Annotated in this window: 20 protein-coding genes; 11 read left to right on the top strand and 9 right to left on the bottom strand. The window is 50.7% G+C overall.

The genetic code is table 11. The features are described 5' to 3' along the window. The first annotated feature begins 94 nt into the window (after window positions 1–94). From EII14_RS00420 to EII14_RS00410, 3 genes are all read left to right on the top strand, one after another. On the top strand, window positions 95–1,534 hold the full coding sequence (locus EII14_RS00420) for an MBOAT family protein (protein WP_124930689.1): 1,440 nt from the start codon (window positions 95–97) through the stop codon (window positions 1,532–1,534). Between the two features lie 64 nt (window positions 1,535–1,598). Further along, window positions 1,599–2,627 (top strand): hypothetical protein, encoded by a 1,029-nt coding sequence (locus tag EII14_RS00415; protein WP_124930600.1) that lies wholly within the window; start codon window positions 1,599–1,601, stop codon window positions 2,625–2,627. Window positions 2,628–2,794: 167 nt separating this feature from the next. After that, window positions 2,795–3,415, top strand: a complete 621-nt coding sequence (locus tag EII14_RS00410) for a DNA alkylation repair protein (protein ID WP_124930599.1) — start codon at window positions 2,795–2,797, stop codon at window positions 3,413–3,415. A gap of 124 nt (window positions 3,416–3,539) precedes the next feature. On the opposite strand, the gene metG is transcribed toward EII14_RS00410, so the two are convergent. Continuing rightward, the gene (metG, locus tag EII14_RS00405) at window positions 3,540–5,582 is read right to left on the bottom strand and encodes a methionine--tRNA ligase (protein WP_124930598.1); all 2,043 of its coding nucleotides are present in this window, start codon (window positions 5,580–5,582) and stop codon (window positions 3,540–3,542) included. A gap of 285 nt (window positions 5,583–5,867) precedes the next feature. Between metG and secDF the strand changes: the two genes are divergently transcribed. Further along, window positions 5,868–8,900, top strand: a complete 3,033-nt coding sequence (secDF, locus tag EII14_RS00400) for a protein translocase subunit SecDF (RefSeq protein WP_124930597.1) — start codon at window positions 5,868–5,870, stop codon at window positions 8,898–8,900. 260 nt (window positions 8,901–9,160) lie between these two features. Here the strand turns inward: secDF and EII14_RS00395 are convergent, their stop codons facing one another. Both EII14_RS00395 and EII14_RS00390 read right to left on the bottom strand, forming a co-directional pair. Then, on the bottom strand, window positions 9,161–9,970 hold the full coding sequence (locus EII14_RS00395) for a ThiF family adenylyltransferase (protein WP_124930596.1): 810 nt from the start codon (window positions 9,968–9,970) through the stop codon (window positions 9,161–9,163). After that, the gene (locus EII14_RS00390) at window positions 9,967–10,674 is read right to left on the bottom strand and encodes a Sir2 family NAD-dependent protein deacetylase (protein ID WP_124930595.1); all 708 of its coding nucleotides are present in this window, start codon (window positions 10,672–10,674) and stop codon (window positions 9,967–9,969) included. Before EII14_RS00390 ends, EII14_RS00395 begins: the two co-directional genes overlap by 4 nt. Before the next feature lie 165 nt (window positions 10,675–10,839). On the opposite strand from EII14_RS00390, the gene EII14_RS00385 reads away from it, so the two are divergent. The 6 genes from EII14_RS00385 to EII14_RS00360 all read left to right on the top strand — a co-directional run bounded on the left by EII14_RS00385 (window position 10,840) and on the right by EII14_RS00360 (window position 16,606). Further along, window positions 10,840–12,060: a sugar MFS transporter gene (locus EII14_RS00385; protein ID WP_124930594.1), complete on the top strand. Its 1,221-nt coding sequence runs from the start codon at window positions 10,840–10,842 to the stop codon at window positions 12,058–12,060. Window positions 12,061–12,257: 197 nt separating this feature from the next. Beyond that, complete coding sequence (locus EII14_RS00380) at window positions 12,258–12,728, top strand: FKBP-type peptidyl-prolyl cis-trans isomerase (protein ID WP_233569310.1); 471 nt, start codon at window positions 12,258–12,260, stop codon at window positions 12,726–12,728. Between the two features lie 147 nt (window positions 12,729–12,875). Continuing rightward, a complete protein-coding gene (cysS, locus tag EII14_RS00375; protein ID WP_124930593.1) occupies window positions 12,876–14,360 on the top strand; it encodes a cysteine--tRNA ligase in 1,485 nt (494 codons plus the stop codon). Window positions 14,361–14,380: 20 nt separating this feature from the next. Next, window positions 14,381–15,526 (top strand): AAA family ATPase, encoded by a 1,146-nt coding sequence (locus tag EII14_RS00370; RefSeq protein WP_124930592.1) that lies wholly within the window; start codon window positions 14,381–14,383, stop codon window positions 15,524–15,526. Further along, window positions 15,523–15,990, top strand: a complete 468-nt coding sequence (locus tag EII14_RS00365; RefSeq protein WP_124930591.1) for a hypothetical protein — start codon at window positions 15,523–15,525, stop codon at window positions 15,988–15,990. The genes EII14_RS00370 and EII14_RS00365 overlap by 4 nt, the downstream gene beginning before the upstream one ends. Before the next feature lie 22 nt (window positions 15,991–16,012). Then, complete coding sequence (locus EII14_RS00360; RefSeq protein ID WP_124930590.1) at window positions 16,013–16,606, top strand: YqiA/YcfP family alpha/beta fold hydrolase; 594 nt, start codon at window positions 16,013–16,015, stop codon at window positions 16,604–16,606. Between the two features lie 164 nt (window positions 16,607–16,770). Here the strand turns inward: EII14_RS00360 and EII14_RS00355 are convergent, their stop codons facing one another. The 5 genes from EII14_RS00355 to EII14_RS00340 all read right to left on the bottom strand — a co-directional run bounded on the left by EII14_RS00355 (window position 16,771) and on the right by EII14_RS00340 (window position 21,116). After that, a complete protein-coding gene (locus EII14_RS00355) occupies window positions 16,771–17,280 on the bottom strand; it encodes an isoprenylcysteine carboxyl methyltransferase family protein (protein WP_124930589.1) in 510 nt (169 codons plus the stop codon). 48 nt (window positions 17,281–17,328) lie between these two features. After that, window positions 17,329–17,478: a hypothetical protein gene (locus EII14_RS09395; RefSeq protein ID WP_199733836.1), complete on the bottom strand. Its 150-nt coding sequence runs from the start codon at window positions 17,476–17,478 to the stop codon at window positions 17,329–17,331. Between the two features lie 363 nt (window positions 17,479–17,841). Then, on the bottom strand, window positions 17,842–19,293 hold the full coding sequence (locus tag EII14_RS00350; RefSeq protein WP_124930588.1) for a tryptophanase: 1,452 nt from the start codon (window positions 19,291–19,293) through the stop codon (window positions 17,842–17,844). 110 nt (window positions 19,294–19,403) lie between these two features. Further along, window positions 19,404–19,958, bottom strand: coding sequence for a CvpA family protein (locus EII14_RS00345; RefSeq protein ID WP_124930587.1), 555 nt, complete (start codon window positions 19,956–19,958; stop codon window positions 19,404–19,406). Between the two features lie 21 nt (window positions 19,959–19,979). Further along, complete coding sequence (locus tag EII14_RS00340) at window positions 19,980–21,116, bottom strand: DNA polymerase III subunit delta (protein WP_124930586.1); 1,137 nt, start codon at window positions 21,114–21,116, stop codon at window positions 19,980–19,982. A 477-nt stretch (window positions 21,117–21,593) separates the two neighbouring features. Here EII14_RS00340 and rd point away from each other — a divergent pair, with 477 nt between their 5' ends. Then, entirely contained in the window at window positions 21,594–21,758 is a 165-nt protein-coding gene (gene rd / locus EII14_RS00335) for a rubredoxin (RefSeq protein WP_124930585.1), read from the top strand. A 159-nt stretch (window positions 21,759–21,917) separates the two neighbouring features. Here the strand turns inward: rd and EII14_RS00330 are convergent, their stop codons facing one another. After that, window positions 21,918–22,934 carry an aspartate-semialdehyde dehydrogenase gene (locus EII14_RS00330; RefSeq protein WP_124930584.1) on the bottom strand — a complete coding sequence of 339 codons (1,017 nt, stop codon included), beginning with the start codon at window positions 22,932–22,934 and terminating at the stop codon, window positions 21,918–21,920. Window positions 22,935–23,073: the final 139 nt, after the last annotated feature.

Below are 23,073 nucleotides of genomic sequence, written 5' to 3'. Positions count from 1 at the left end.
TGTGCAAGATTCTTTATATCTTTGCAGTTCTATTATAAATCGTTTGTAAATATGCCTGATTTACAACATTCTTTTGGTATCATTATTATTGATCATGCTGTTTAACTCCATACAATTTCTTGTCTTTTTGCCGATAGTGTTTTTAGTCTATTGGAGCTTACGGAACAAACTGCATTGGCAAAACCTTTTTGTGGTAATGGCCGGTTATGTTTTTTATGGTTGGTGGGATTGGCGATTTCTTTTGTTGATAGCCGTCACTACGGGGAGTAGTTTTTTGTCAGGTGTTTTTTTGGAGAGAGCACACAAAAACAGGCAATGTCAGAAATACATCAGTGCCGGAAATATAGTTTTGAATTTGCTGATTCTCTGCATTTTTAAGTATTTCGACTTTTTTAGCGAATCCCTGTCCGACTTGTTCGGTCAAATGGGCTATACGCTCGACAGGGTAACCTTGGACATTCTGTTGCCGGTGGGAATCAGTTTCTATACTTTCCAATCCATCGGTTATACGATTGATGTGTATCGGCGTAAGATAAAAGCCACCAAGGATGTCGTTGCATTTTTTGCTTTTGTATGCTTTTTCCCTCAGTTGGTGGCGGGTCCCATTGAGCGATCCGCAAATCTCTTGCCTCAATTTCTTCAACCGCGCCGATTTGATTATGCCCAAGCCATAGATGGTATGCGCCAAATATTGTGGGGCTTTTTTAAGAAAATGGTCGTGGCAGATAACTGCGCCGTGGTGGTGAATATGATTTTTGATGATTATCAGCATTTGGGGAGTGCCGATTTGTTTTTGGGAGCATTCCTGTTTGCATTCCAAATATATGGCGACTTTTCCGGCTATTCGGACATAGCGATCGGTACGGGGCAGTTGTTTGGCATCAACTTGATGCGCAACTTTAATTACCCCTATTTTGCGAAAAATATATCTGACTTTTGGCGCAGGTGGCACATTTCGCTGACAACATGGTTTCGCGATTACATCTACATCCCCTTGGGAGGAAATCGAGTGAGTCGCTCCAAACTTTTTTTGAATACTCTTATCGTCTTTGGGATCAGCGGTATTTGGCATGGTGCCAATTGGACTTTTGTTTGTTGGGGCTTGTATCATGCGTTTTTGTTCGTTCCCACGTTTTTTGTGAAGTCTTTGAGAAAAAACAATGACCGAATGAACAACGCGGGCGTGCTCACTGCCATGGGCGACATCTCCAAAATGGGAATGACCTTCTTTTTGGTCATGTTGGGCTGGGTGTTGTTTCGTTCCGACAGCATGGCGGATGCGCTTTCATATTTGGTGCGTATGTTTACCCAATTTCAATTTGGCCTGCCACAACATGGAAAACGTCTGGTTTTCTTGGTGATTTTTATGTGTTTGGCGGAATGGTTGCAAAGAGATCGTGCTCACGTTTTGCAGTTGGAGCGTTTTTCCTTTTTCAAATATGCTGTTTTCAGATATATCTTGTATTACACGCTGATAATGGTGATTTTTAATTGCTCCGCCGAGAAGGCCGATTTCATTTACTTTCAATTTTAGCCTGTTCGGGGGTATGGCTTTGAGCTGCCGCCTTGCAGTCGGATAAACTTCAATATCAATCATAATGATGCCCGGTTATAAACGATTTATAAAGAAAATACTTTTATTTTCCATTCCCTTTTGGTTGCATGTGGCCGGCTATGTTGTGGCAGACCCTTTCATGGTGATAGGCAACTACGACAATTTTTATCTTGAAAGAGAAATCCCCGTGGCATTGGACAGAGATTATGTCAGCACGATGACCTACATGCGCAATAGAGAAAAAACAGATTACGACAGTTTTATTTTCGGCAATTCGCGCAGCATGTATTATGAGGTTTCCGATTGGCGGGCACTGATAGGAGAACAGCATGCTTGCTATCATTTTGATGCTTCTGCCGAGTCGTTGTATGGAGTTTTGAAAAAGGTGGAGTATTTGGATGCAAACAACGATACGATAAAAAATGCTTTGTTCGTAATTGATGATACCTTATTGGAGCAGGCAGAGCCAAAGAAAGACAGTCATTTGTATTACCTCTCCCCCGTTTTGGAATCATATCGGAACGTTTTCGGCTTTCATGTTGCACATTGGAAATCATTCCTCAATCTGAAATTTGCTTATGCCGTCTGTGACTATTATTATTCGGGGATTATCAAAGACTATATGGTTGTCAATCATTTCTTTGAAAATTATGACATGGAGTATGACGTCGTGAGCAATGAGGTGAAAGAAACGGCCTTTGAAAATGAGATATTGGCAGGAACTTACTATACCGCCGAGCGCATGAAACTTTTTGAGGGCGTTCAACATCCGACGATGAGGGAGAGTGTCATCAAAGAAGAACAAAAAGAACTGTTGAAAGCCTTAAAACTCATTTTGGATAAACACCGAAGCCAATATAAAATCATCATTTCTCCCCTATATAACCAAATCAAGTTGAATAAAAAAGATGTAACTTATTTGTGCAACCTTTTTGGGAGCAATCGTGTTTTCGACTATTCCGGAGTAAACTCGATAACAGAGGATTATGGAAATTACTACGAGGCGGCGCATTATAGGCCGATCGTAGCCAAGCGGATTTTGCAAGAGATTTATGAAAAACGTCGGCCGTAAGCGAATGTTTTAATGATGTTCCGATTTGTCGGGCAACCTGATTTGGAAAGGGCTGTTTTTTGTTGCTTTCTTGCATATTTTCTTCGATCAAGCATCCTGCATTTTTATTTTATTTGTATCTTTGCGAAAACAAACTCATTGCATATTTCTAAAACTTCCTTTACTCGATGATTTCCCAAGAACTACCTCTCGAAGACCAAATTCGCGAGATAAAACGCCTGCTTCGTGCTGCCATGAACGGAATGGTCAGCGGCTCGATGCGTCGTCAGGGTTTGACCTATCGCGTGAATTTTGGAGTTGATCAGCCCCGACTGATCGAAATCTCCAAGGATATTCCTCATACCACCGCTCTTGCTCTGGCACTCTGGAAAGAAGATATCAGAGAATTACGTCTGCTTGCTCCCATGATCATTCCTCGCGAAGAGGTAGACGAGGAGTTGGCATTGCTGTGGATCGAGCAACTCGCCTTTGCCGAAGAGGCGCAGGTGTTGGTGTTGCATCTGTTGCGACATTGTGACTTTGCCTCCGATTTGGCTTTTCGGCTCATGGCGGCCGATGCCCCGATGAGTCGTTTGTTGGCATGGCTGCTGATCGGACGCTTGTTTATGGACGGTTTTCGCCTTTCGCCTCGCGACACCGACGAAGTGTTGGATCATCTCGAAAGCGAGTTGCGCGCCAAGCGCAACGACAGAGAGGTGCAACGCACCGCGCTCAACACGCTTCATAAATTCATGGAACTGGGAGCCGCAGAGGCGGCACGCGGAGAGCGCATCTTGCAAAGTCTGTAAGCGGCACTTGTTGCATCGGTGCCATTAAAAACGAAAGCGGCTCGCTTCCTTTTCCATGAGGGAGCGAGCCGCATTTTTTGGGGGGCGGAGCAAAGAGATTTTGTCGGCCTTGGCTGTTTGGCGTTTAGCACACTTCCGAACCGGGTAACACCGAACGGTCGGGGGTGATGACCGAAAGCGAACCGTCGGCATTGAGTGCGGAAAGGATCATACCTTCGCTGACAAGACCGTTTTTGAAAGTGCGAGGCGGAAGGTTGGCAATGAAGCAAACTTGTTTTCCGACAAGGCTTTCGGGTTCGTAGTGGCGAGCAATGCCCGACACGATGGTGCGATTGTCGAGGCCGTCGGCAATGGAGAATTTGAGCAGTTTGTTCATCTTCGGCACGCGCTCACAAGAGAGGATCGTGCCGACGCGGATGTCGAGTTTTTCAAAATCGGCAAATTCGATGTCGGGACGAACGGGATTGGCGCGGTGATTCTCGGCTTCGTTTTGCTTCTTGATTTCTGCCAAACGGTTGAGTTGTTTTTCGACGGCGGCATCTTCGATTTTCTCGAAAAGCAATTCGGGAGTGGCAAGGCGGGTGCCGGCGTCCAAAAGATCCATGCTTCCCAAACGTCCCCAGTCGGCGGAAGAAAGGGAAATCATGCCGCGCAGGCGTTCCGAAGAAAAGGGCAGGAAAGGTTCAAAAGCGATAGACAGGTTGGCCACAAGTTGCAGAGCGATGTGGAGAATGGTTTTCACGCGTTCGGGGTCGGTCTTGATGACTTTCCAAGGTTCGGCGTCGGCCAAAAACTTATTGCCGATGCGAGCGAGATTCATGGCTTCTTTTTGCGCATCGCGAAAACGGAAACCTTCGATCAAACGCTCCACTTCGGCCTTGATGCTCTTGAACTCTTCGACGGTGGCAAGGTCGGTTGGGGTGAGCTCGCCGCAAGGCGGCACGATGCCGTCATAGTATTTCCATGTCAGTTGCAGCGCGCGGTTCACGAAGTTGCCGTAGACGGCCACAAGCTCATTGTTGTTGCGCGCTTGAAAGTCGGCCCATGTGAAGTTGTTGTCTTTCGTTTCGGGGGCGTTGGCGGTGAGAACATAGCGCAACACGTCTTGCTTGCCGGGGAAATCCTGCAAGTATTCATGCAGCCAGACTGCCCAATTTCGAGAAGTGGAAATCTTGTCGTCTTCGAGATTGAGAAATTCGTTTGACGGAACATTATCGGGCAAAACGTAGCTGCCTTCGGCTTTTAGCATGGCGGGAAAGACGATACAGTGGAACACAATATTGTCTTTTCCGATGAAATGCACAAGGCGGGTGTCTTCACTTTTCCACCACTGCTCCCAAGTGTCGGGCAGGAGTTCTTTGGTGTTGGAAATATAGCCGATCGGTGCATCGAACCATACGTAGAGCACCTTGCCCTCCGCTCCCTCCACGGGCACGGGGATTCCCCAATCCAAATCGCGGCTCACGGCACGGGGTTGAAGTCCCATGTCGAACCAGCTTTTGCACTGGCCGCTCACGTTGGAACGCCACTCCGGATGGCTCTCAATCCAAGGTTGGAGCCACTCTTGGTGCTTGTCGAGCGGAAGATACCAATGCTTGGTCTTGCGCAAAACGGGTTTGCTGCCCGATACTTTCGATTCGGGATTGATCAGCTCGGTGGGCGAGAGGTCTTTTCCGCACTTTTCGCACTGATCGCCATAAGCTCCCGCCGAATGGCAGTGGGGGCATTCGCCGGTGATATACCGGTCGGCCAAAAATGTTTTGGCCTCTTCGTCGTAGTATTGCTCGGTTTCTTTTTCCAAAAACTCTCCTTTCTCATAGAGCGTTCGGAAAAAATCGGAGGCATGGCGACGGTGTGTGTCGCTCGTGGTGCGGGAATAAATGTCAAACGATATGCCGAAATCTTCAAAAGACTGCTTGATGAGTCGGTGATAGCGATCGACCACTTCTTGAACGCTGCACCCCTCTTTGCGGGCACGGATCGTGACGGGAACTCCGTGTTCGTCGGAACCGCAAATGAAAAGCACATCTTTGCCTTTTAGACGAAGATAGCGCGAGTAAATATCGGAAGGAACATAAACACCGGCGAGGTGGCCGATGTGGACTCCGCCGTTGGCATAAGGCAAAGCGGCAGTGACGAGAGTACGGTTGAATTGCTTTTCGCTCATTATAAATATAAGAATGTGTTCGAAAGTTCGTTTGCGAAGCCGTTTGTTTCGGCCTCACGTTGCTTGCCGAAGACTGCAAGCCGCTGATTTTGTTGGCAAAGTTAATTATTTTTCGATAAGAAAGGCATTAAACAAACAAGGAAAATATGTATTTTGACAAGCTCTCATCTTGTGAATGGAAATAAATCGCTATATTTGCATGCTCTTTGGTCTGTCTTCACGACACGAGATACCCCTTTTTATCCGTAAAACAATTAAAAACTTTATAAATAAAATTCTAATCAAATGCAAAACAAAGGATTTGTCAAAGTCATTGCCGGCTTACTGACGCTCATTTGCATCTTCTATCTCAGTTTCTCGTTTGTGACTTCTCACCACGAGAAAAAGGCAGAAGCCATGGGCGAAGTTGCGGGCAGGGCTTATTTGGACTCTCTGCGTCAGAGCGAGGGTAGCGTGTGGCTCGGCTACGACTACAAAACTTGCGAAACGCTGCAAATCGGTTTGGGGCTGGATCTCAAAGGTGGCATGAATGTCATCCTTGAAGTGTCGGTGCCCGATGTAGTAAAGAACCTTGCGGGCAGCAATGCCGAAGATCCCAAGATGAAAAAAGTGATCGAAGAGGCTCGTGCCGAAGCCGCTCACTCATCGGAAAACTTCCTCGATGTCTTCGTGCGCAAGTATCAGGAACAAGTGGGTAAAAACCAACTGGGAGGTATCTTCTCGCTCAAACTCAAAGATTCAGGCATCACGCCCAACAGCTCTGATGCGGCGGTGAAGTCTGCGCTTGAAAAAGAGGTGAAAGCTGCCGTCAGCAACTCTTATCAAGTCGTACAGCAGCGTATCGACCGCTTCGGTGTGGCACAGCCCAATATACAAATCCTTGAAGGTCGCGGACAAATGGGGCAGATCATGGTCGAAATGCCCGGTATCAAAGAGCCCGAACGTGTTCGCAAACTGCTCCAAGGCAGTGCCAATCTCGAATTTTGGGAAACCTATATGTTTTCCGAAGTGCAAGCGGCCATTTCTTCCTTGGACAGCCGGCTTGCCCAAACCAAACCCAACACCCAAAACAACACCGAAACCGAAACTGACGGCGAAACCGGTGCCACGAAACAAGACGTGACAGCTGTCGGCGACACGGCAAAGGCAACGGCATCGGCCGCAGAAGCCCTTAAAAATTCCGGCAAAAAAGAAGAAAACGCTACGGTCAACGCCAAACAAGCTGCCGGAAATGCCGCACGCCTCAAAGCCAATCCTTTCATCGGACACTTTGTGTCGATGGGACATCCCGAATCTTGTGTCGTGGGTTATGCCCTCTCCACGGATACGGCAGCCATCAACAGCATTCTCCACTCGGAAATGGCAGCCGAGGTTTTGCCGGCCGATCTTAAACTGGCTTGGAGCGTAAGCCCCGAAAACGGTATTTACTCCCTCTATGCTTTGCGCCGCACGGCAGGAAAAGCTGCCCTTGCGGGAGAAGTGATTGCCGACGCCAAAGACGACTACAACGAACACCACCAACCCGTCGTTTCTATGAGAATGACGTCTGACGGTGCTCGCGAATGGGCTACGATCACCAAGCGCAACATCAAACGCTCCGTTGCCATTGTGCTTGACGACGTGGTGTATAGTGCTCCGGTTATCAGAAGTGAAATCAACGGCGGTAATTCCGAAATCAGCGGAAACTTCACCACCCAGCAAACCCAAGACTTGGCTAACGTCCTCAAAAGCGGTAAGATGCCTGCTCCCACCAACATCGTACAGGAAGAAACCGTTGGTCCGAGCCTCGGTGCCGCTTCCATTCAGGCCGGATTTACGGCTTGCGTCGTGGCTTTCGTGTTGCTCATGATTTTCATGTGCGTATTTTACGGCTTCATCCCCGGCATGGTGGCCAACGCCGCTCTCGTGCTCAACTTCTTCTTCACTTTCGGAGTGCTCACCTCTTTCCAAGCCGCATTGACCATGAGTGGTATTGCGGGTATGGTGCTTGCGCTCGGTATGGCAGTGGATGCCAACGTGCTTATTTATGAACGCACGAAAGAAGAGTTGCGCGCCGGCAAGAAAATCAAACAGGCACTCGCCGACGGTTACGGCAACGCTTTCTCCGCGATTTTCGACTCCAATCTCACCTCAGTCATCACCGCCGTTATTCTCTATAATTTCGGAACGGGTCCCATCCGCGGTTTTGCCATGACGCTCGGTATCGGTATCGTTGCCTCTTTCTTCACCGCCGTTTGGCTCACTCGCATCGCTTACGAGCATTTCCTCGGCAAAGAAAAGTGGCTCGGTCTTACCTTTACGACCGGAATTTCTCAAAAACTCTTCTCCGAAACTCGTTTCGCATTTATGTCGATGGTCAAGAAGAGTGCCTTCATCTTCAGTTTGCTCATCATTGTCGGTGGTCTATCCCTTGCCGTTCGCGGTTTGCAGCGCGGCATCGACTTCACGGGTGGTCGAAACTACGTGGTTGAATTTGAACAAAAAGTTTCTCCCGAAGATGTGAAGAAAGCCGTTGAGACCAAGATTATTTCAACCGGCGAACAAGCCACGGTCAATACGCTTGCCATCGTGACAACGCAAAATCCTGCCGTTCGTATTTCGACATCTTACAAGATTGAGCAAAACGATCAAGAGGTCGATCAAGAAGTGGAACACCTCATTTGGGAATCTCTCCATGAGGCCGGTCTTATCAAGGCTGACTACAATGTGTTCAAAGATCGCGACAACCGCGCCGGAGGCTCTATCATCTCCGCCCAAAAGGTAGGCCCGAGTGTGGCTTCCGACATGACTCGCGGTGCCATCATCGCCGTCTTCTTCTCGCTGATCGCCATATTCGTTTATATTCTTGTGCGTTTCCGCAGCGTGGCTTTCTCTATCGGTGCCATTGCGGCCTTGGTGATTGATACATTCCTCATTATCGCTATGTATTCTATTTGCTGGGGATGGATGCCGTTCTCGCTTGAAATCGATCAAACCTTTATCGGTGCCGTTCTCACGGCGATCGGTTACTCGATCAACGACAAGGTGGTGGTGTTCGACCGCATCCGCGAAAATCTCGGTCTGTATCCCTCGCGCGAAACCGAACGTGTGTTCAACGAATCTATCAACAATACGTTGACTCGTACCATTATGACTTCGTTTACCACCCTTTTGGTGCTGCTTTGCATCTTCTTCCTTGGTGGCGATGCCATTCGCTCATTCTCTTTTGCCATGATTTTGGGTGTTATCTTCGGTACGCTGTCTTCAATCTTCCTTGCTGCACCGATCGCCCACAAAATTTACGGACGTCGCGCCCAAAAGGCCGTTGTACAAGCCTAATCTCGAAGGAACGACATTCGTTCTTTGCAATACGCAAACCGCGCTTGAACTGAAAAGTTCAGGCGCGGTTTGCGTTGTGTCGTATGTTGTGATGGCCATTGACAGACCGCAGAGAAACTGTATATCTGCTAAAATATCGACTTTGGCGGTTTGGGTGTTGTCTGTCTTGATCGGGTCGTTTTGAGGAGTTTTTCCCGTGGTTTCATTGAAAAGGCGATGGTTGCCGTGTGTGTCATGGCTTTTCAAACAACTTTCCGAAACTATTCTTTGGAAAGTTCGGCAACGATCAGTCCGGCGAGGGTGAAGCCGAAAATGGCGGTGATGTGTGCCACGGTGCCGTTGATTTGTGCTTTCTTGGTGTTCCAGTCGTGTGTCATGAGGTCGGCTCGTCCTTCGAGGCGGTCGGTCGTGTCGGCCACGGTCGGTTCGGGGCATTCGAGGATTTGCACGCCCACATTTGGGAGCAGTTCGTCGCTGTACACGACTTTGAATTTGCGCGAGGGGAAGGTTTTGGCGCGTTTGAATTTATTGCGCAATGCCCGAGCCAAAGGACATCCCGACGCTTTCCAAAACTCGGCCACGGCCACGCGTGTGGGATCCATTTTCAAGGCAGCCCCCATTGACGAAACAAAGAGGGCTTTTGTCGAAGTGGCGGTGAGAATGAGGTGTGTCTTTTCGGCGAGCGAGTCGATGGCATCGACGATCACGTCGTAGTCTTCGAGGTGGAACGAAGCCGCATTTTCGGCGTTGTAGATGTCTTGCACGGCCTTGATCTCGGCTTCGGGGTTGATGTCGATCAGGCGTTCGCGCAAGGCCTCGACTTTGACGCGTCCCACGGTGGGAAGCGTGGCCATGAGTTGGCGGTTGATGTTGGTGATGCAAACGCGGTCGGAGTCGACCAACGTGAGCCGGCGAATGCCGGAGCGCACGAGGCTCTCGGCGCACCAGCTGCCCACGCCGCCCACGCCGAAAATGATGACGCGTGCGTTTCGGAGGCGCGACAAGGCATCGTCGCCCACGAGCAGGCGCGTGCGATGAAGTATTTGGAGTTCGGTGTCGGAAGACGTCATGGGAGGTTGTTGAGGAGTTCGATGAGGCGTGCCACACCGATCGTGGCCGGTTCTCGAATGATTTCGACCGAGGCATGAGCCGGCAGTCGCACTTCTTGCGGATCGATGAGAAAGACGGGAATGCCCCGACGGCAGTGGCGGATGAGGCCGGCGGCCGGATAGACGGCGAGCGAAGAGCCGATGATGACGAAGATGTCGGCCTGTGCCACCTCTGCCGCAGCGGCTTCGATGAGCGGAACAGGCTCGCCGAACCACACGATGAAGGGGCGCAAAAGACTGCCGTCGCCGGCGAGCTGTCCCGGCCGGATATCGATTTCTCCGGGCGTGAGCGTGACGATGTGTTGCGGATCGTTGGGAGCGATCGACGAGCAGGCTTTCATCAGTTCGCCATGAAGATGAATTACTTTCGACGAGCCTCCCCGTTCGTGGAGGTTGTCCACGTTTTGCGTGATGATCGTCACGTCGTAAGTCTTTTCGAGTCGGGCAAGCAGGCGGTGTGCCTCGTTGGGCGAGGCTTCGACAAGTTGGCGGCGCAGTCCGTTGTAAAACTCATTGACAAACACGGGGTCGGCCTGCCAGCCTTCGGGCGTTGCCACTTGTTCGACGGGATGCGTTTCCCACAAGCCGTCTTTGTCGCGAAAGGTGGAAAATCCGCTTTCGGCACTCACGCCGGCTCCGGTGAGAACAACGATTTTTTTCTTCATGGCAGAATGAATTTATAGGTGCAAAATTACGCTCTTTTTGAAAAGCGCAAAGTCTTTTTGAGGGATTTTGTCGGTCGGAAATAAGAAAAAGCCGCTTTTTCATCGGTCGTTTCTCGACGAATGCTTAACTTTGTCTCCAAACACTCGTAAAACAGCATATACTATATGAACTTTGTCAAAACGCGCGATGGTCGCAATTTTTTCGTACCCTTTCTGCTCATCACGTCACTTTTCTTTTTGTGGGGTTTTGCCCATAGCATTCTTGACGTGCTCAACAAGTATTTTCAAGACGAAATGGGACTGACGAAAACTCGTTCGGCTTTGATTCAGGCCGTGGTCTACGGCGGATATTTCCTCATGGCTCTCCCGGCCGGTGCCGTCATCACGCGGTGGGGTTATCGCGTGGGCGTTCTGACCGGTCTGTTGCTCTACGGCGTGGGGGCTTTGCTCTTCATTCCGGGCGGACAGATCATGAATTTCGAGTTTTTTCTCTTCTCGCTGTTCATCATCGGCTGCGGACTGACCTTTCTCGAAACCTCGGCCAATCCCTATGCTACCGTTTTGGGCGAGCCCGAATCGGCCGAGAGGCGCATCAATTTCGCACAATCGTTCAACGGCTTCGGTTGGATTGTGGGGCCGCTCGTGGGCGGAGCCTTTCTTTTTACCGCCGACGGCAGTGCGCCCAACATCACGCTGCCCTATGCCATCATCGGAACGGTGGTGATTTTGATTGCCGCCGTGTTTTCTCGAATGAAGTTGCCCGAAATCGAAGCCGCCCCCGAAACCACCGACGACCTCATCGAGATCGACGAGCCGCAGCCCACGAGCCGCATATCGCTCTTTCGCCACAAAAACTTCCTCTTCGGACTGCTCGCCATTTTCCTCTATGTGGCGGCACAGACGGGCATCAACAGCTTTTTTATCAACTATGCCGTAGACAACACCGCCATCAGCGAAAGCACCGCCGCGCAACTCCTCGGCATGGGCTGCATGGGCTTGTTCATGCTCGGCCGCATGGGCGGCAGTTGGGCGATGGGCTACATCAAGCCCGAACGTCTCCTCATGTTTTGCGGACTTGGTGCAACAATCGCCACGACGCTCGTCGTGGCCATGCCCGGGCAGTGGGGCTTCTATTCTCTGTTCTTCGTTTATTTCTGCGAAAGCATCATGTTTCCCACTATTTTTGCCCTCGCCCTGCGCGGTTTGGGCACGCACACCAAAATGGCCTCTTCTTTTCTGATCATGGGCATCGTTGGCGGTGCGATCGCTCCGCTGCTGATGGGGCTCATCGCCGATGCCCACAACATGGCCGCCGGCTTCATCATTCCCCTTCTCTGCTTCGTGGTCATCACGACCTATGGAGCCTACGTGCATCGCAAAAAATAATACCGCTCTGCCGCTCACGCTCGTCTGCGGAAGCGGCGATGGCGGAAGCCGAACGGTGAAAATCTACCTCAGAGGTAGAATTTCCTACTCCGCGGTGCAGAATTTTCCACCTCTGAGGTAGTTTTTTCCGCCTCCTTTGTCGAGGCAGTCGTCCTCAACGAACTTTCGCACCCCTCCATTCTTTTTTCTCTCTGCTCATGGCGCACAAAAAGAAAATGACCGCTGCCGACAAGGCGGCCTATAAAAAAGAAAACGAAGCCCATCTCGCCGCACTCCGCCGACAACCCGACGTGGGCGAACTCCGTTGCGGCGTGCTCTACCGCGTGCTCCGCGCTGCCCCCGACCCTTCGGACGAACCCGACGAACGCCGACGCCGCAAGCTCGAAAGCACCCCTTCGCCCCGAACCGTGGTCACCGTGCACTACACCGGACGGCTCATCACCGGCAAGCAATTCGACTCCTCGCACCGTGGCAACGGAACGCCCGTCGCCTTTCGCGTAAACGAACTGATCACCGGTTGGCAGGTGGCATTGGTCAATATGCACATCGGTGAAAAATGGGAAATCCACGTTCCGGCCGCCGCCGGATACGGCGAACGGGGAGCCGGCCGCGACATCCCCGGCGACAGCACCCTCATCTTTGAGCTCGAATTGCTCGACATGGTCTGACCTCACCGGCATCTCTCCTCCCTCCTTTTCCTCCGAGAGGGTGCGGACGCACGCTTTCTTCTCATTCCTCAAAACGACATTCAAACACAAGGGAGTATCTCTTCTTTACGCTCCGCTTAACCATATAAAACACAACCTGCCCTCATCATGAACAATCCGCTTTTCATCCATAATACGCTCACACGCACCAAACAACGCTTCATCCCCCTCCACGAAGGCCGTGTCGGCATGTACGTGTGCGGCCCCACCGTCTACGGCGACGCCCACCTCGGCCACGCCCGTCCGGCCATCACCTTCGACCTTCTCTATCGCTACCTCCTCCACCTCGGCTACAAAGTGCGCTACGTGCGCAACATCACCGACGTCGGCCATTTGGAACACGATGCCGACGAGGGCGAAGACAAAATTGCCAAAAAAGCACGCCTCGAACAGCTCGAACCCATGGAAGTGGCGCAACACTACACCAACCGTTTCAACACGGCGATGGGAAAACTCAACGTCCTTCCCCCCTCCATCGAACCGCACGCATCGGGGCACATCATTGAGCAAATCCGCCTCGTCGAAGAAATCCTCGAAGCCGGCTATGCCTACGAGAGCAACGGATCGGTCTATTTCGATGTCGTGAAGTACAACGAAGACTTCAAATACGGCATTCTCTCCGGCCGCAACCTCGAAGACGTTCACGATGCCAGTCGCGAGCTCGACGGCGTGGGCGAAAAGCGCAATCAGGTCGACTTCGCCCTTTGGAAACGCGCCCAGCCCGAACACATCATGCGCTGGCCGTCGCCTTGGGGAGAGGGCTTCCCCGGTTGGCACTGCGAGTGCACCGCCATGGGACGCAAGTATCTCGGCGAAGAGTTCGACATCCACGGCGGAGGCATGGACTTGGTGTTCCCCCACCACGAGTGTGAAATCGCACAGGCCGTGGCTTCGCAAAAGAAACAGATGGTGCGCTACTGGATGCACAACAACATGATCACCATAGCCGGCAAGAAGATGGGTAAGTCCTACAACAACTTCATCACCCTCGACGAGTTTTTCACCGGCGGCCACGAGTTGCTCGAACAAGCCTACTCGCCGATGACTATCCGCTTCTTCATTCTCCAAGCGCACTACCGCTCCACCCTCGACTTCGGCAACGAAGCCCTGCAAGCCTCTCAAAAAGGACTCGAACGCCTCATGGACGCCCTGCGTCAGCTCGGCCGCATCGAGGCTTCCGACAAGGGGAAACTCACCGAGGCCTACGCCGCCGAAATCGAAAAGAAATGTTATGAGGCTCTCAACGACGACCTCAATTCGCCCATCATGATCAGCCACCTCTTCGAGGCCTGCCGCACGATCAACACCTTGGCCGACGGGAAAGAGAGCATCACCGCCGCCGGTCTCGACGCCCTGCGCCGCGTGTTCACCACGTTTTGTTTCGACATCCTCGGACTGCAAGCCGAAGAGGGTGGCAATGCCGGGCGAGAAGCCGCATTCGGACAGGCCGTGGATCTCTTGCTCGAAGTTCGCGCCAAAGCCAAAGCCGACAAAGACTGGGCTACGTCCGACAAAATTCGCGATAATCTCACCGCCCTCGGCTTCCTCGTCAAAGACACCAAAGACGGTGCCACTTGGAAGTTGAACAAATAATCTGCAAAATATTTCACTCCATGAAAGAGTTTAGAGTCGTCAATTTCGGGCCTATCCAAAAAGCCTCTGTCATGCCGGGAAATCTCACGTTTCTTGTCGGAGCGCAAGCCGGGGGAAAAAGCCTTTTTCTCGAAACCATGAAACTGTGGATTGACAAAGATGCCATTGTAGACACTTTGGAGAAATACAGCTACGTCACGACGAACGACACGGACAAGGTGTTGAACCTGTACTATGGAGAGGGAATGGCAAAGATTTGGAACGAAAACAGCAGCATCTGTTCCGATGGAGATGCCTTCTTGAAGGAAACACTTTCATATAGGATTGAAAAAAAAGAAGAACGCGTATTCTATGTTCCGGCACAGAGAATACTGAGTCTTACCGACGGTCGCCCCAAAAACTTCATGGAGTTTGACAACACGACGCCTTACGTGTTGAGAGCTTTCAGCGAAACGCTTCGCTTGTTCATGCAGCAAGGCTTGTCGGAAAGCGGGAAGTTGTTTCCTCTCAACCAACGACTCAATCAGGAAACACTTCTGTCTCTCAACAACAGTATATTCCACGATGCAAAGGTGTTGTTGGAAGAAAGAATGGGACAGAAAAAAATGTTTCTCCACACCGATGGTATGCAAATTCCTTTTATGGCATGGAGTGCCGGACAAAAGGAATTTATTCCGCTCCTGTTGGCATTCTATTGTCTTGCCGGCTCCCCCTCACAAGTGCTCAAAAAAAACAAATACGAGTATGTCGTGATAGAAGAACCCGAAATGGGGTTGCATCCGCAAGCCATCATCAGTGTTCTGTTGCAAATCTTGGAGTTGGTCGGCTTGGGCTATAAGGTGATTGTCTCCACCCATTCTCCCGTTTTCTTGGAGTTTGCTTGGGCGTTCAACCTTTTGAAAGACAAAGAACAAGGACGAGGGGTTTACGAACTTTTTGGTATGGACGCCGGCTCTTCGGCTGCTCATGTCGTCGAAAGTATGCTCTCGAAGACCATCCGAACCTATTATTTTTCACGAGATACGACAACGCAAAAAGTAGTGACCAAAGACATCTCTTCTTTGGATGCCGGCGACGAAAATCCATACATCGCCGAATGGGGCGGCTTGGCGTCTTTTGCCGGACGCACTTCGGAAGTTGTTGCCAAATACATGAGCCGGTTATGACGCGTTCCGTTTCTTCTCCTCTTAAAGCCGCCGCCGACCAAATCGAGGAAGTGAGAGGCTGTTGCAAAGACGGCTTGCAAGCCATTCCTTCGGCAGATCGTGCGAAGTTCAAGCCCATCAATATGCGGCTGCTGAAAGCAAGTTTGGATATTGACAAAAGCGTAAAAGATAGGTATCCGGAAGCCTCCCGTTGGGATTATGCCGTGGAATATGCGGGGAAAGTATATTTCGTAGAAGTGCATGGTGCCACTGAGGGAGAAGTGCAAAAGGTCATAGAAAAAGGGAGATGGCTCAAAGAGTGGTTAAGGGAAAGGGCAGAGAAAATTTCGGACATCAAAGCCGATGCCCCTTTCTTTTGGGTGCCGACAAGTGGTAATCAAATCCTCAAAACTTCTCCGAAAATGAAGCTATTGGCGCAAGAAGGCATAGCTTTGACCAACGTTTGGAGAGTCAATGAAAATTAGGAGAGTTCAATAAAAAACGGTTATGACCACGATTCTTTACATCCACGGTTTTGCGTCGAGCGGAGCTTCGGGCACGCCGCAGATGCTGCGACAAATGCTCTATGAGCAAGGTGTTCGTGTTCTTTCGCCCGACGTTCCCATCATGCCTGCCGAGGCTTTTCCTTTTCTGCAAAATCTGGTGACTGCCCAAAAGCCCGATCTCATCATCGGTACGTCGATGGGAGCTTTCTATGCCGAACAGCTGCGCAACACACTCCGCATCTTGGTCAATCCCTCTTTTCAAATGGCGCGCCTGCTCACCTTTCGCGGCATGGGACGGCGCGATTTTCTCAACAAAAGGGAAGACGGCGCGAAAGACTTCAAGGTGGACAAAACGATGATCGAACAGTTCGGAACGCTCGAAAAAGGCAGTTTCAAAAACATCACCGACAGCGACAGGGCAAAGGTGTGGGGATTGTTTGGCGAAAAAGACGAAAGCGTGAACCACCAAAAGGAGTTTCTCCGTCACTACGACCCTTCGCATTTCCGCCTCTTCGACGGCGGCCATCGTTTGAACGACAAAATCCTCAACCACAGCGTCGTGCCGCTCGTCAGGGAATTGCTTCATCTTTCTTGAAGCGTTTCTCATTGCCACAAACGATCCGACACGAAAGAAAAAGCGATCGACGGCCGAACCGAAAAGGTATGAAAAATGCCGAAGACAGAACACCGAGTTTGCAATCGGTTTCTGTCTTCGGCATCTTTGTTTGTCGCGCCTCGAAATAGGGTATTATCTCTCTGTTACCACAATGTTTTCATGGCTTGTTCTTCTTGGCGAATGCGAACGACGAGCAAAATGAGATAAATGGGCAGTCCCGCGCAAAGTGTTGTCCAAGCGTTGCAGAGCAAGGCCACTCCGATCAATTCGGGAATGATGTTGAGGAAATAGTTGGGGTGACGCACCGTTCTGAACAAGAAACTTCTTTCGATGCGATGTTCGGGCACGATGTAGAGTTTCAATGTCCACACGTCTTTCAGTTTGTAGATCACATAAAACAGCATGATGTAAGCAAAACTCATCACTGCAAGGCCGCTCAAAGAAAAGGTGTTGAAATCCGTGCCCGAAGCGTAAGCCTCATAGAGGGCGGTGAAGTAAAACGCGATGTGTGCCAAGGTCAATAGCAGTGAGTTGAATTTGCCGTATTGAACGGCTCCTTTTTTGAGCAGGCGTTTCTCGTTGCGGATGGAATAGGAAAGTGATACCAAACGTAAAGAAAAAAATACGACAAATGCTACAATAATACTTTGCATGAGTTGTTTTGAATATGTTTTAAGGTTTGAAAATAAGTTGGTTAGCAATTAGTTGTCCGTGTCGGGAATTTCGTTTTCGTGTTTTGCGTTCCACGCTTCGATACTGTCGTTCATCCATGACTCGCGACACAGTAAAATGCCATTCACTCCTTGTACGATGGTGACTTCTTCTTCGTCAATAATGTTTGTTACGCTCATAATATTATTTTGAAATGATAAATATTCTTTTTTTGAACGGCAAACGCATGGTCATCGAGACTTTTCGATGTCCGAATACTCCGAGTTTCCCCTTCGTTCTTCCGCAGCATTTCTCCGAAAATGCGGATTTTTGCAAAGGTAAGGAGTAATTTCGGCATCGACAATAGCTGAAAGAGGTGATTCTCATCTCTTTGAGCGAAGGGCTGTGCTATTTTTATAAAAACGTGTAAGCTCCGAGAGGTTGAAATCAAGTGGTTTGAACAACGACTTGTTGTCATGGAGCTTACACGTTTTTCGGATATTCTCCGAGGGGTCTTTGCTGTGTTTCGCCTTTCGAGAACGACCGGGCGAAACGAGGTGTTTTTAGAGCGAGTCGCCGAAGTCTTCACGGAATTTGGCGGCCAGTTTCTCCTGCCAATCTCCGATGGGTTGAAGGCGTCCGAAGAAGAAACGCAACACTTTCGGTTCGTCTTCCCACCGCAGGCCTCCGATGAGGTGGCGGTTGTCGTAAACCCATTTCACGCGATCGGCGCAATACTTCACTTGCGAGAGGGTGAACACGCGTCGGGGCAATGCCAAGCGCACGAGTTCCATTTCGGCGTGTTGTTCCGAACCGTCGGGATTGCGTTGTTCGGAAAGCGTGCCGCGCTCCATGCCGCGAATGCCGCCGGCGATGTAGAACGCCGTGGCCAATGCAGCGGCAGGATATTCTCCGTGGGGAATGTGGGGCACGATTTCGCCGGCATTGACGTGTGCGCCCAAACCTCCGGCAGGCTTCACCATCGGCACGCCGTAAGCGTCCAGTTCGTCTACGAGATATTTGGTGAAGAGAGGGCCTTGACTGATGATTTCCATGTCGAGCGTTTCGCGCAACCCCACGGCCATGGCTTCCATTGAGCGCACTTCCATGCCGCCGTAGGTGAGGAAGCCTTCGTAGAGAGGTATGTATTCTTTCATGCGGAGAATGAGCTCTTCGTTGTTGGATATAATGGCACCTCCGCGGGCGAAACCGAGTTTGCGGCTCGAAAAATAAATCAGATCCATCGCCTTGCCCAATTTGTGCATGATCTTCTTGATGCTCATCTCCTTGCACTGTTCCTCTCTGATTTTCATGAAGTAGAGGTTGTCTTGCAGGAGCGAGGCGTCGAGCACGCTCAGAATGCCGTTTTCTTTACAGATCTTGGCTACTTCGAGCATGTTTTCGAGGCTCACGGGTTGTCCGCCGATCAGGTTCGTTCCGGCTTCGATGCGCACGAAAGCAATGTTTTTCGCTCCGAGATCTTTGATGGTTTGTTTGAGGCGGGGAATGTCGAAATTTCCTTTGAACGGCTCGTCGTTGGCCGGCACCAAACCTTCCGGGCGCACCAGTTCGATGACGCTTCCGCCCATGCGCGTGATGTGTGCTTTGGTGGTGGTGAAGTGGAAGTTCATCAACGTAAACATGCCCGGCTTCACAAATGTTTCGGCCAAGATGTTTTCGCAAGCACGTCCTTGGTGGGCAGGGAGAAAGTGTTCCGTTCCGAACACTTCTTTTATGGAGTCGAGCAGTCGGTTGCAAGTTTCGGAACCCGCATAAGAGTCGTCGGCAATCGACATGGCCGCCACTTGATTGTCGCTCATGGCATTGACGCCCGAATCCGTGAGCATGTCCATGAAGACATCTTTGTTTTGCAGCAAGAAGGTGTTGTTTCCGGCTTCTTTCAGTTTTTCAAGACGCTCTTCGACGGGGAGGAGATGTAGTTTTTGAACAACACGCACCTTGTGCATTTCCAAAGGTACTTGCTCTTCCGGCAGGTAAAACTTTACAGATGACATAATTGAGTAGATGGGGATTTATTAGAAGTTGATGATGATTTCGGGAAGTCAATGCGTCAAAGGGTGTTGCAAACGGTCATGCTCGTAAAACTTCCGTAGCAAACCTCGGTCTATACGTCGATCCGCGTCGTGTCGGAGGACGCGGCGGCGCTGTCGTGCTCATTCCGGTCTTGTCGGAAAGAAGCGTCGTCCGAAGAGAGGGTTATGCCAAACGCATTTTTCACAAAGGCCGAAAAATTGGCTTGTATCGGCCGGTAAAGCAGGCTCTCTTCCGTGCGTTCGGCGTTGAGAATGCCCAAAGCCGACATGGCGGTGAGAATGCAACCGAGAAGAATGAAAAACTTGATGAAACTCACCACCGCTCCGAGTATGCTGTTGATAGTGCCGAGGCAAACGGCTTTGAGGGCTTTGGTGAGCATGTTGGCCACGGCTCCCAACACAATGGGAACGGCCACCCACAATATGAAGAAAGCCAGCAGCGAAGTGACGGCGTTGGCTTCGGTGCCGTCTACGGAAAGATAACGGCCGAAAGCCGAGTAGAAAGCAACAGCCACCAGCAGACCTACCAAAAAGCCGACGGTGGAAACCAGCTCTTTGAGCAAACCGTTTCGCCAGCCGGAAAACAGCGACCAAGCGGTGACGACCAAAATGAAAATATCGAGCATGGGTGAGTTGGGGAGTATAAACTACTGAATGAGTAAAACGATCATTTTCAAGGAAAAGTCGAAGAAGACCATGCGGGCATTGACGTTTTGCTCAATGTCGCGCTGTGCCAAGGCCAATTCTTCGGTGATGCCGATGACGTTGCGTTCGTTGATAAATCGTGCAAAATTCACGGAAAAAGCGGCTTCGTCTTTTGAGAGAAAATTGAGTTGGGGCAGTCCGAAGTTGAGCACAAAATTTTCGCGCACGAGCCGCTGTGCATAGTCGAGAAATGCCTTCTGTCGCTCACGACCCCACGTTGCGATGTGTTCGCTCCAAGCATGCATTTCTTTGATGTCGCGTAAGTAGCATTTGCGCATCAGCAGGATGAACATGTCAAGAAATTCTCGCTCATCGTTGTTCACTGATATTTGCCGCAACGCCCTTGTGTAGCTGCCTGCGGCAAGGTGGGCTATGTGTGCGGCATCGGTTTCCGAAAGTCCTCTTTCGCTCCGAAGCGCAGCGGCGATCTCCTCTTCGGGCAATGCTTTCATGTCGATGCGTTGTGTGCGCGAGAGAATGGTGGGCAGCAGTTTTTCGGGTTGGTTCGAGCAGAGGATAAACACGGTTTGCGCCGGCGGCTCTTCGAGCAATTTGAGCAGTTTGTTGGAACACGACACGTGCATCAGTTCGGGCAGCCAGATCACAACCACCTTGTAGCCGCCCTGAGAGGAAACAAGACTCACTTTCCGCAAAATCTCTTCGCTCTCGTCCGAATAAATGATCGGCTGTTGGTTTTCGATGCCCATGCGCTCTTCCCATGCGGCGAGATCGAAGTAAACGCCGTCGTTGAGCATCTCTCGCCATTCTTTCAGCCAAAGATCACACACCACCCTCGAAGCCGAAGAAGCATTCTTGGGGCGAATGACGGGAAAGACGAAGTGTAGATCCGGATGCGCCGCTGTGCGAGACATGGCGCATCCGCGGCATTTTTCGCAAGGGCGTGCCTGCTCTTCTTCTTTCAACGGCTGTTCGCAGAGCAACAATCGGGCATAATCAAGGGCAAGCGGCATTTTGCCGCAACCCTCCGGGCCGGCAAGAAGCAAGGCGTGAGGTATGCGTCCTTCCGACCATTGTTTTTGAAGACGAGATACGATGTGTCGTTGTGCGATGACAGACATAGGAAAAGACAATGCTTGACGAAAAACAGACGCCCCGTAGCAAAGTGGTCGTATGGGGCATTGTGCCTACAAAAGTACAAAAAATGTGGGATTGAGCGCAGTTGAAATCCAAATAACCGTCACTTATCTCCCACGATGCGATGTTTTTGTCGCAAAGACATTCGCTCATCTGCCAAAAACTCTTCCGAGATCGAGGCTTTGCCGGCTGTTCGGTGAGCAAGGAGGGATACCGGTGCGAGCATTCTCCGAATCGAAAATCCTCAGAGGCTGTCGCTCTGTGTATTTTCTCTGTTGTCGTCAAAACAAAACTGCGGATTTTTAGAATGGCCGTCCCGACATTTTTTACAACGGAAATATCTTGAATAATTTGTTTGTTTCATTTTTTTTCTTCATCTTTGCAAACGAAGATGGAAAACATCTTCACACAATATTCGTATAAATCAGATAAGTAGACTACTAAATTTAAATTCAGACACAATGAAAAAGTATCTTTGTGAACCTTGCGGCTATATCTACGATCCCGAAATAGGAGATCCCGATTCCGGCATCGAGCCCGGCACCGCTTTCGAAGACATCCCCGAAGATTGGGTTTGCCCCATTTGCGGTGTGACGAAAGAAGACTTCGTTCCCTACGAAGAATAAGCCGCGAGAACCACCGTTTAAGACACGAATAAACCGCGTCATGTCCCATTGGGGCGTGACGCGGTTGTTTTTGGGGCTTGTGTAAAAGGAAGCATGAAGCCTCCCATCGGCGTCGCTCCCGACCCGAAGGGTGCGGTTGCGGCGGCGATGTTTTTTTGTTTATTTGTTGAGGCCGTTGTTGGCAATGAGCCATTCGGCGATTTGCACGGCGTTGAGTGCCGCGCCTTTTTTGATCTGGTCGCTCACGAGCCAGAAGGTGAGTCCGTTGGGATTGGCCAAGTCTTTTCTGATGCGACCCACATAGACGTTGTCGCATCCGGCAAGGAAGAGCGGCATGGGGTAGTCTTTTTCGGCAGGGTTGTCTTGAAGCGTGAGACCTTCGCCGCCGGCGATGGCTTGGCGAGCTTCTTCGACGCTGATGGGGCGTTCGGTTTCGACCCAAATGGCTTCGGAGTGGCTGCGCATCACGGGCACACGGACGCAAGTGGCACTCACGTCGATGTCGGAGTGCATGATCTTTTTCGTTTCGTGATACATTTTCATCTCCTCTTTCGTGTAGCCGTTTTCGGTGAAAACGTCGATTTGAGGAATGACGTTGTAGGCCAGTTGGTAGGCAAACTTGCTCACCGTGGGTTTTTCTCCGCCGACGATTTGTTTCATCTGCATTTCCAATTCGTCCATGGCGGCAGCTCCTGCTCCCGAAGCGGCTTGATAGGAGGAAACATGAACTCTTTTGATGTGCGACAGTTTTTCGATGGCTTGGAGTGCCACGACCATCATGATGGTTGTGCAGTTGGGGTTGGCGATGATGCCGCGCGGGCGGTTGAGGGCATCTGCTGCGTTGCATTCGGGCACGACGAGGGGCACTTCCGGATCCATGCGGAATGCGCTGGTGTTGTCGATCATCACGGCACCGTGTCGGGTGATGTCGGCTGCAAATTCTTGGCTGATTCCGCCTCCGGCACTGGTGAAAGCGATGTCGATGTCTTTGAAGTCATCGGTGTCGTGGCGGAGTTCGCGAACGACGATGTCTTTTCCGCGGAATTGATAGGTCGTACCTGCGCTACGGCTCGATCCGAAGAGTCGAAGCTCGTCGATGGGAAAATTGCGTTCGGCCAATACGCGAAGAAATTCTTGGCCGACGGCGCCACTGGCGCCAACGATGGCTACGTTCATGTTACAAAAAGTTTGTGTTGCTTTGCGGTGCATTGCGCTTGTGCAAAGAAAACGAGTGATTCAGTTGCAAAAATATGATTTTCCGAGGGAATAATAGGCCGGATTGCAAAGTTTTTTGTTACTTTGTAGCCGATTTATA

The organism is Alloprevotella sp. OH1205_COT-284 (genome assembly GCF_003859795.1).
GTDB lineage: Bacteria > Bacteroidota > Bacteroidia > Bacteroidales > Bacteroidaceae > Alloprevotella.
The sequence above is the reverse complement of the archived record's forward strand: the minus strand, read 5'-3'. Positions and strand labels throughout refer to the sequence as shown.

Coding starts and splice junctions, on each gene's coding strand:
- EII14_RS00390 (WP_124930595.1), bottom strand. CDS start 10,674: ATGAAGAAAAAAATCGTTGTTCTCACCGGAGCCGGCGTGAGTGCCGAA.
- EII14_RS00365 (WP_124930591.1), top strand. CDS start 15,523: ATGACGCGTTCCGTTTCTTCTCCTCTTAAAGCCGCCGCCGACCAAATC.
- EII14_RS00420 (WP_124930689.1), top strand. CDS start 95: ATGCTGTTTAACTCCATACAATTTCTTGTCTTTTTGCCGATAGTGTTT.
- EII14_RS00330 (WP_124930584.1), bottom strand. CDS start 22,934: ATGAACGTAGCCATCGTTGGCGCCAGTGGCGCCGTCGGCCAAGAATTT.
- metG (WP_124930598.1), bottom strand. CDS start 5,582: ATGAGCGAAAAGCAATTCAACCGTACTCTCGTCACTGCCGCTTTGCCT.
- EII14_RS09395 (WP_199733836.1), bottom strand. CDS start 17,478: ATGAGCGTAACAAACATTATTGACGAAGAAGAAGTCACCATCGTACAA.
- EII14_RS00355 (WP_124930589.1), bottom strand. CDS start 17,280: ATGCAAAGTATTATTGTAGCATTTGTCGTATTTTTTTCTTTACGTTTG.
- EII14_RS00370 (WP_124930592.1), top strand. CDS start 14,381: ATGAAAGAGTTTAGAGTCGTCAATTTCGGGCCTATCCAAAAAGCCTCT.
- EII14_RS00360 (WP_124930590.1), top strand. CDS start 16,013: ATGACCACGATTCTTTACATCCACGGTTTTGCGTCGAGCGGAGCTTCG.
- EII14_RS00410 (WP_124930599.1), top strand. CDS start 2,795: ATGATTTCCCAAGAACTACCTCTCGAAGACCAAATTCGCGAGATAAAA.
- EII14_RS00340 (WP_124930586.1), bottom strand. CDS start 21,116: ATGTCTGTCATCGCACAACGACACATCGTATCTCGTCTTCAAAAACAA.
- EII14_RS00415 (WP_124930600.1), top strand. CDS start 1,599: ATGATGCCCGGTTATAAACGATTTATAAAGAAAATACTTTTATTTTCC.
- EII14_RS00395 (WP_124930596.1), bottom strand. CDS start 9,970: ATGACGTCTTCCGACACCGAACTCCAAATACTTCATCGCACGCGCCTG.
- rd (WP_124930585.1), top strand. CDS start 21,594: ATGAAAAAGTATCTTTGTGAACCTTGCGGCTATATCTACGATCCCGAA.
- secDF (WP_124930597.1), top strand. CDS start 5,868: ATGCAAAACAAAGGATTTGTCAAAGTCATTGCCGGCTTACTGACGCTC.
- EII14_RS00345 (WP_124930587.1), bottom strand. CDS start 19,958: ATGCTCGATATTTTCATTTTGGTCGTCACCGCTTGGTCGCTGTTTTCC.
- EII14_RS00350 (WP_124930588.1), bottom strand. CDS start 19,293: ATGTCATCTGTAAAGTTTTACCTGCCGGAAGAGCAAGTACCTTTGGAA.
- EII14_RS00380 (WP_233569310.1), top strand. CDS start 12,258: ATGGCGCACAAAAAGAAAATGACCGCTGCCGACAAGGCGGCCTATAAA.
- EII14_RS00385 (WP_124930594.1), top strand. CDS start 10,840: ATGAACTTTGTCAAAACGCGCGATGGTCGCAATTTTTTCGTACCCTTT.
- cysS (WP_124930593.1), top strand. CDS start 12,876: ATGAACAATCCGCTTTTCATCCATAATACGCTCACACGCACCAAACAA.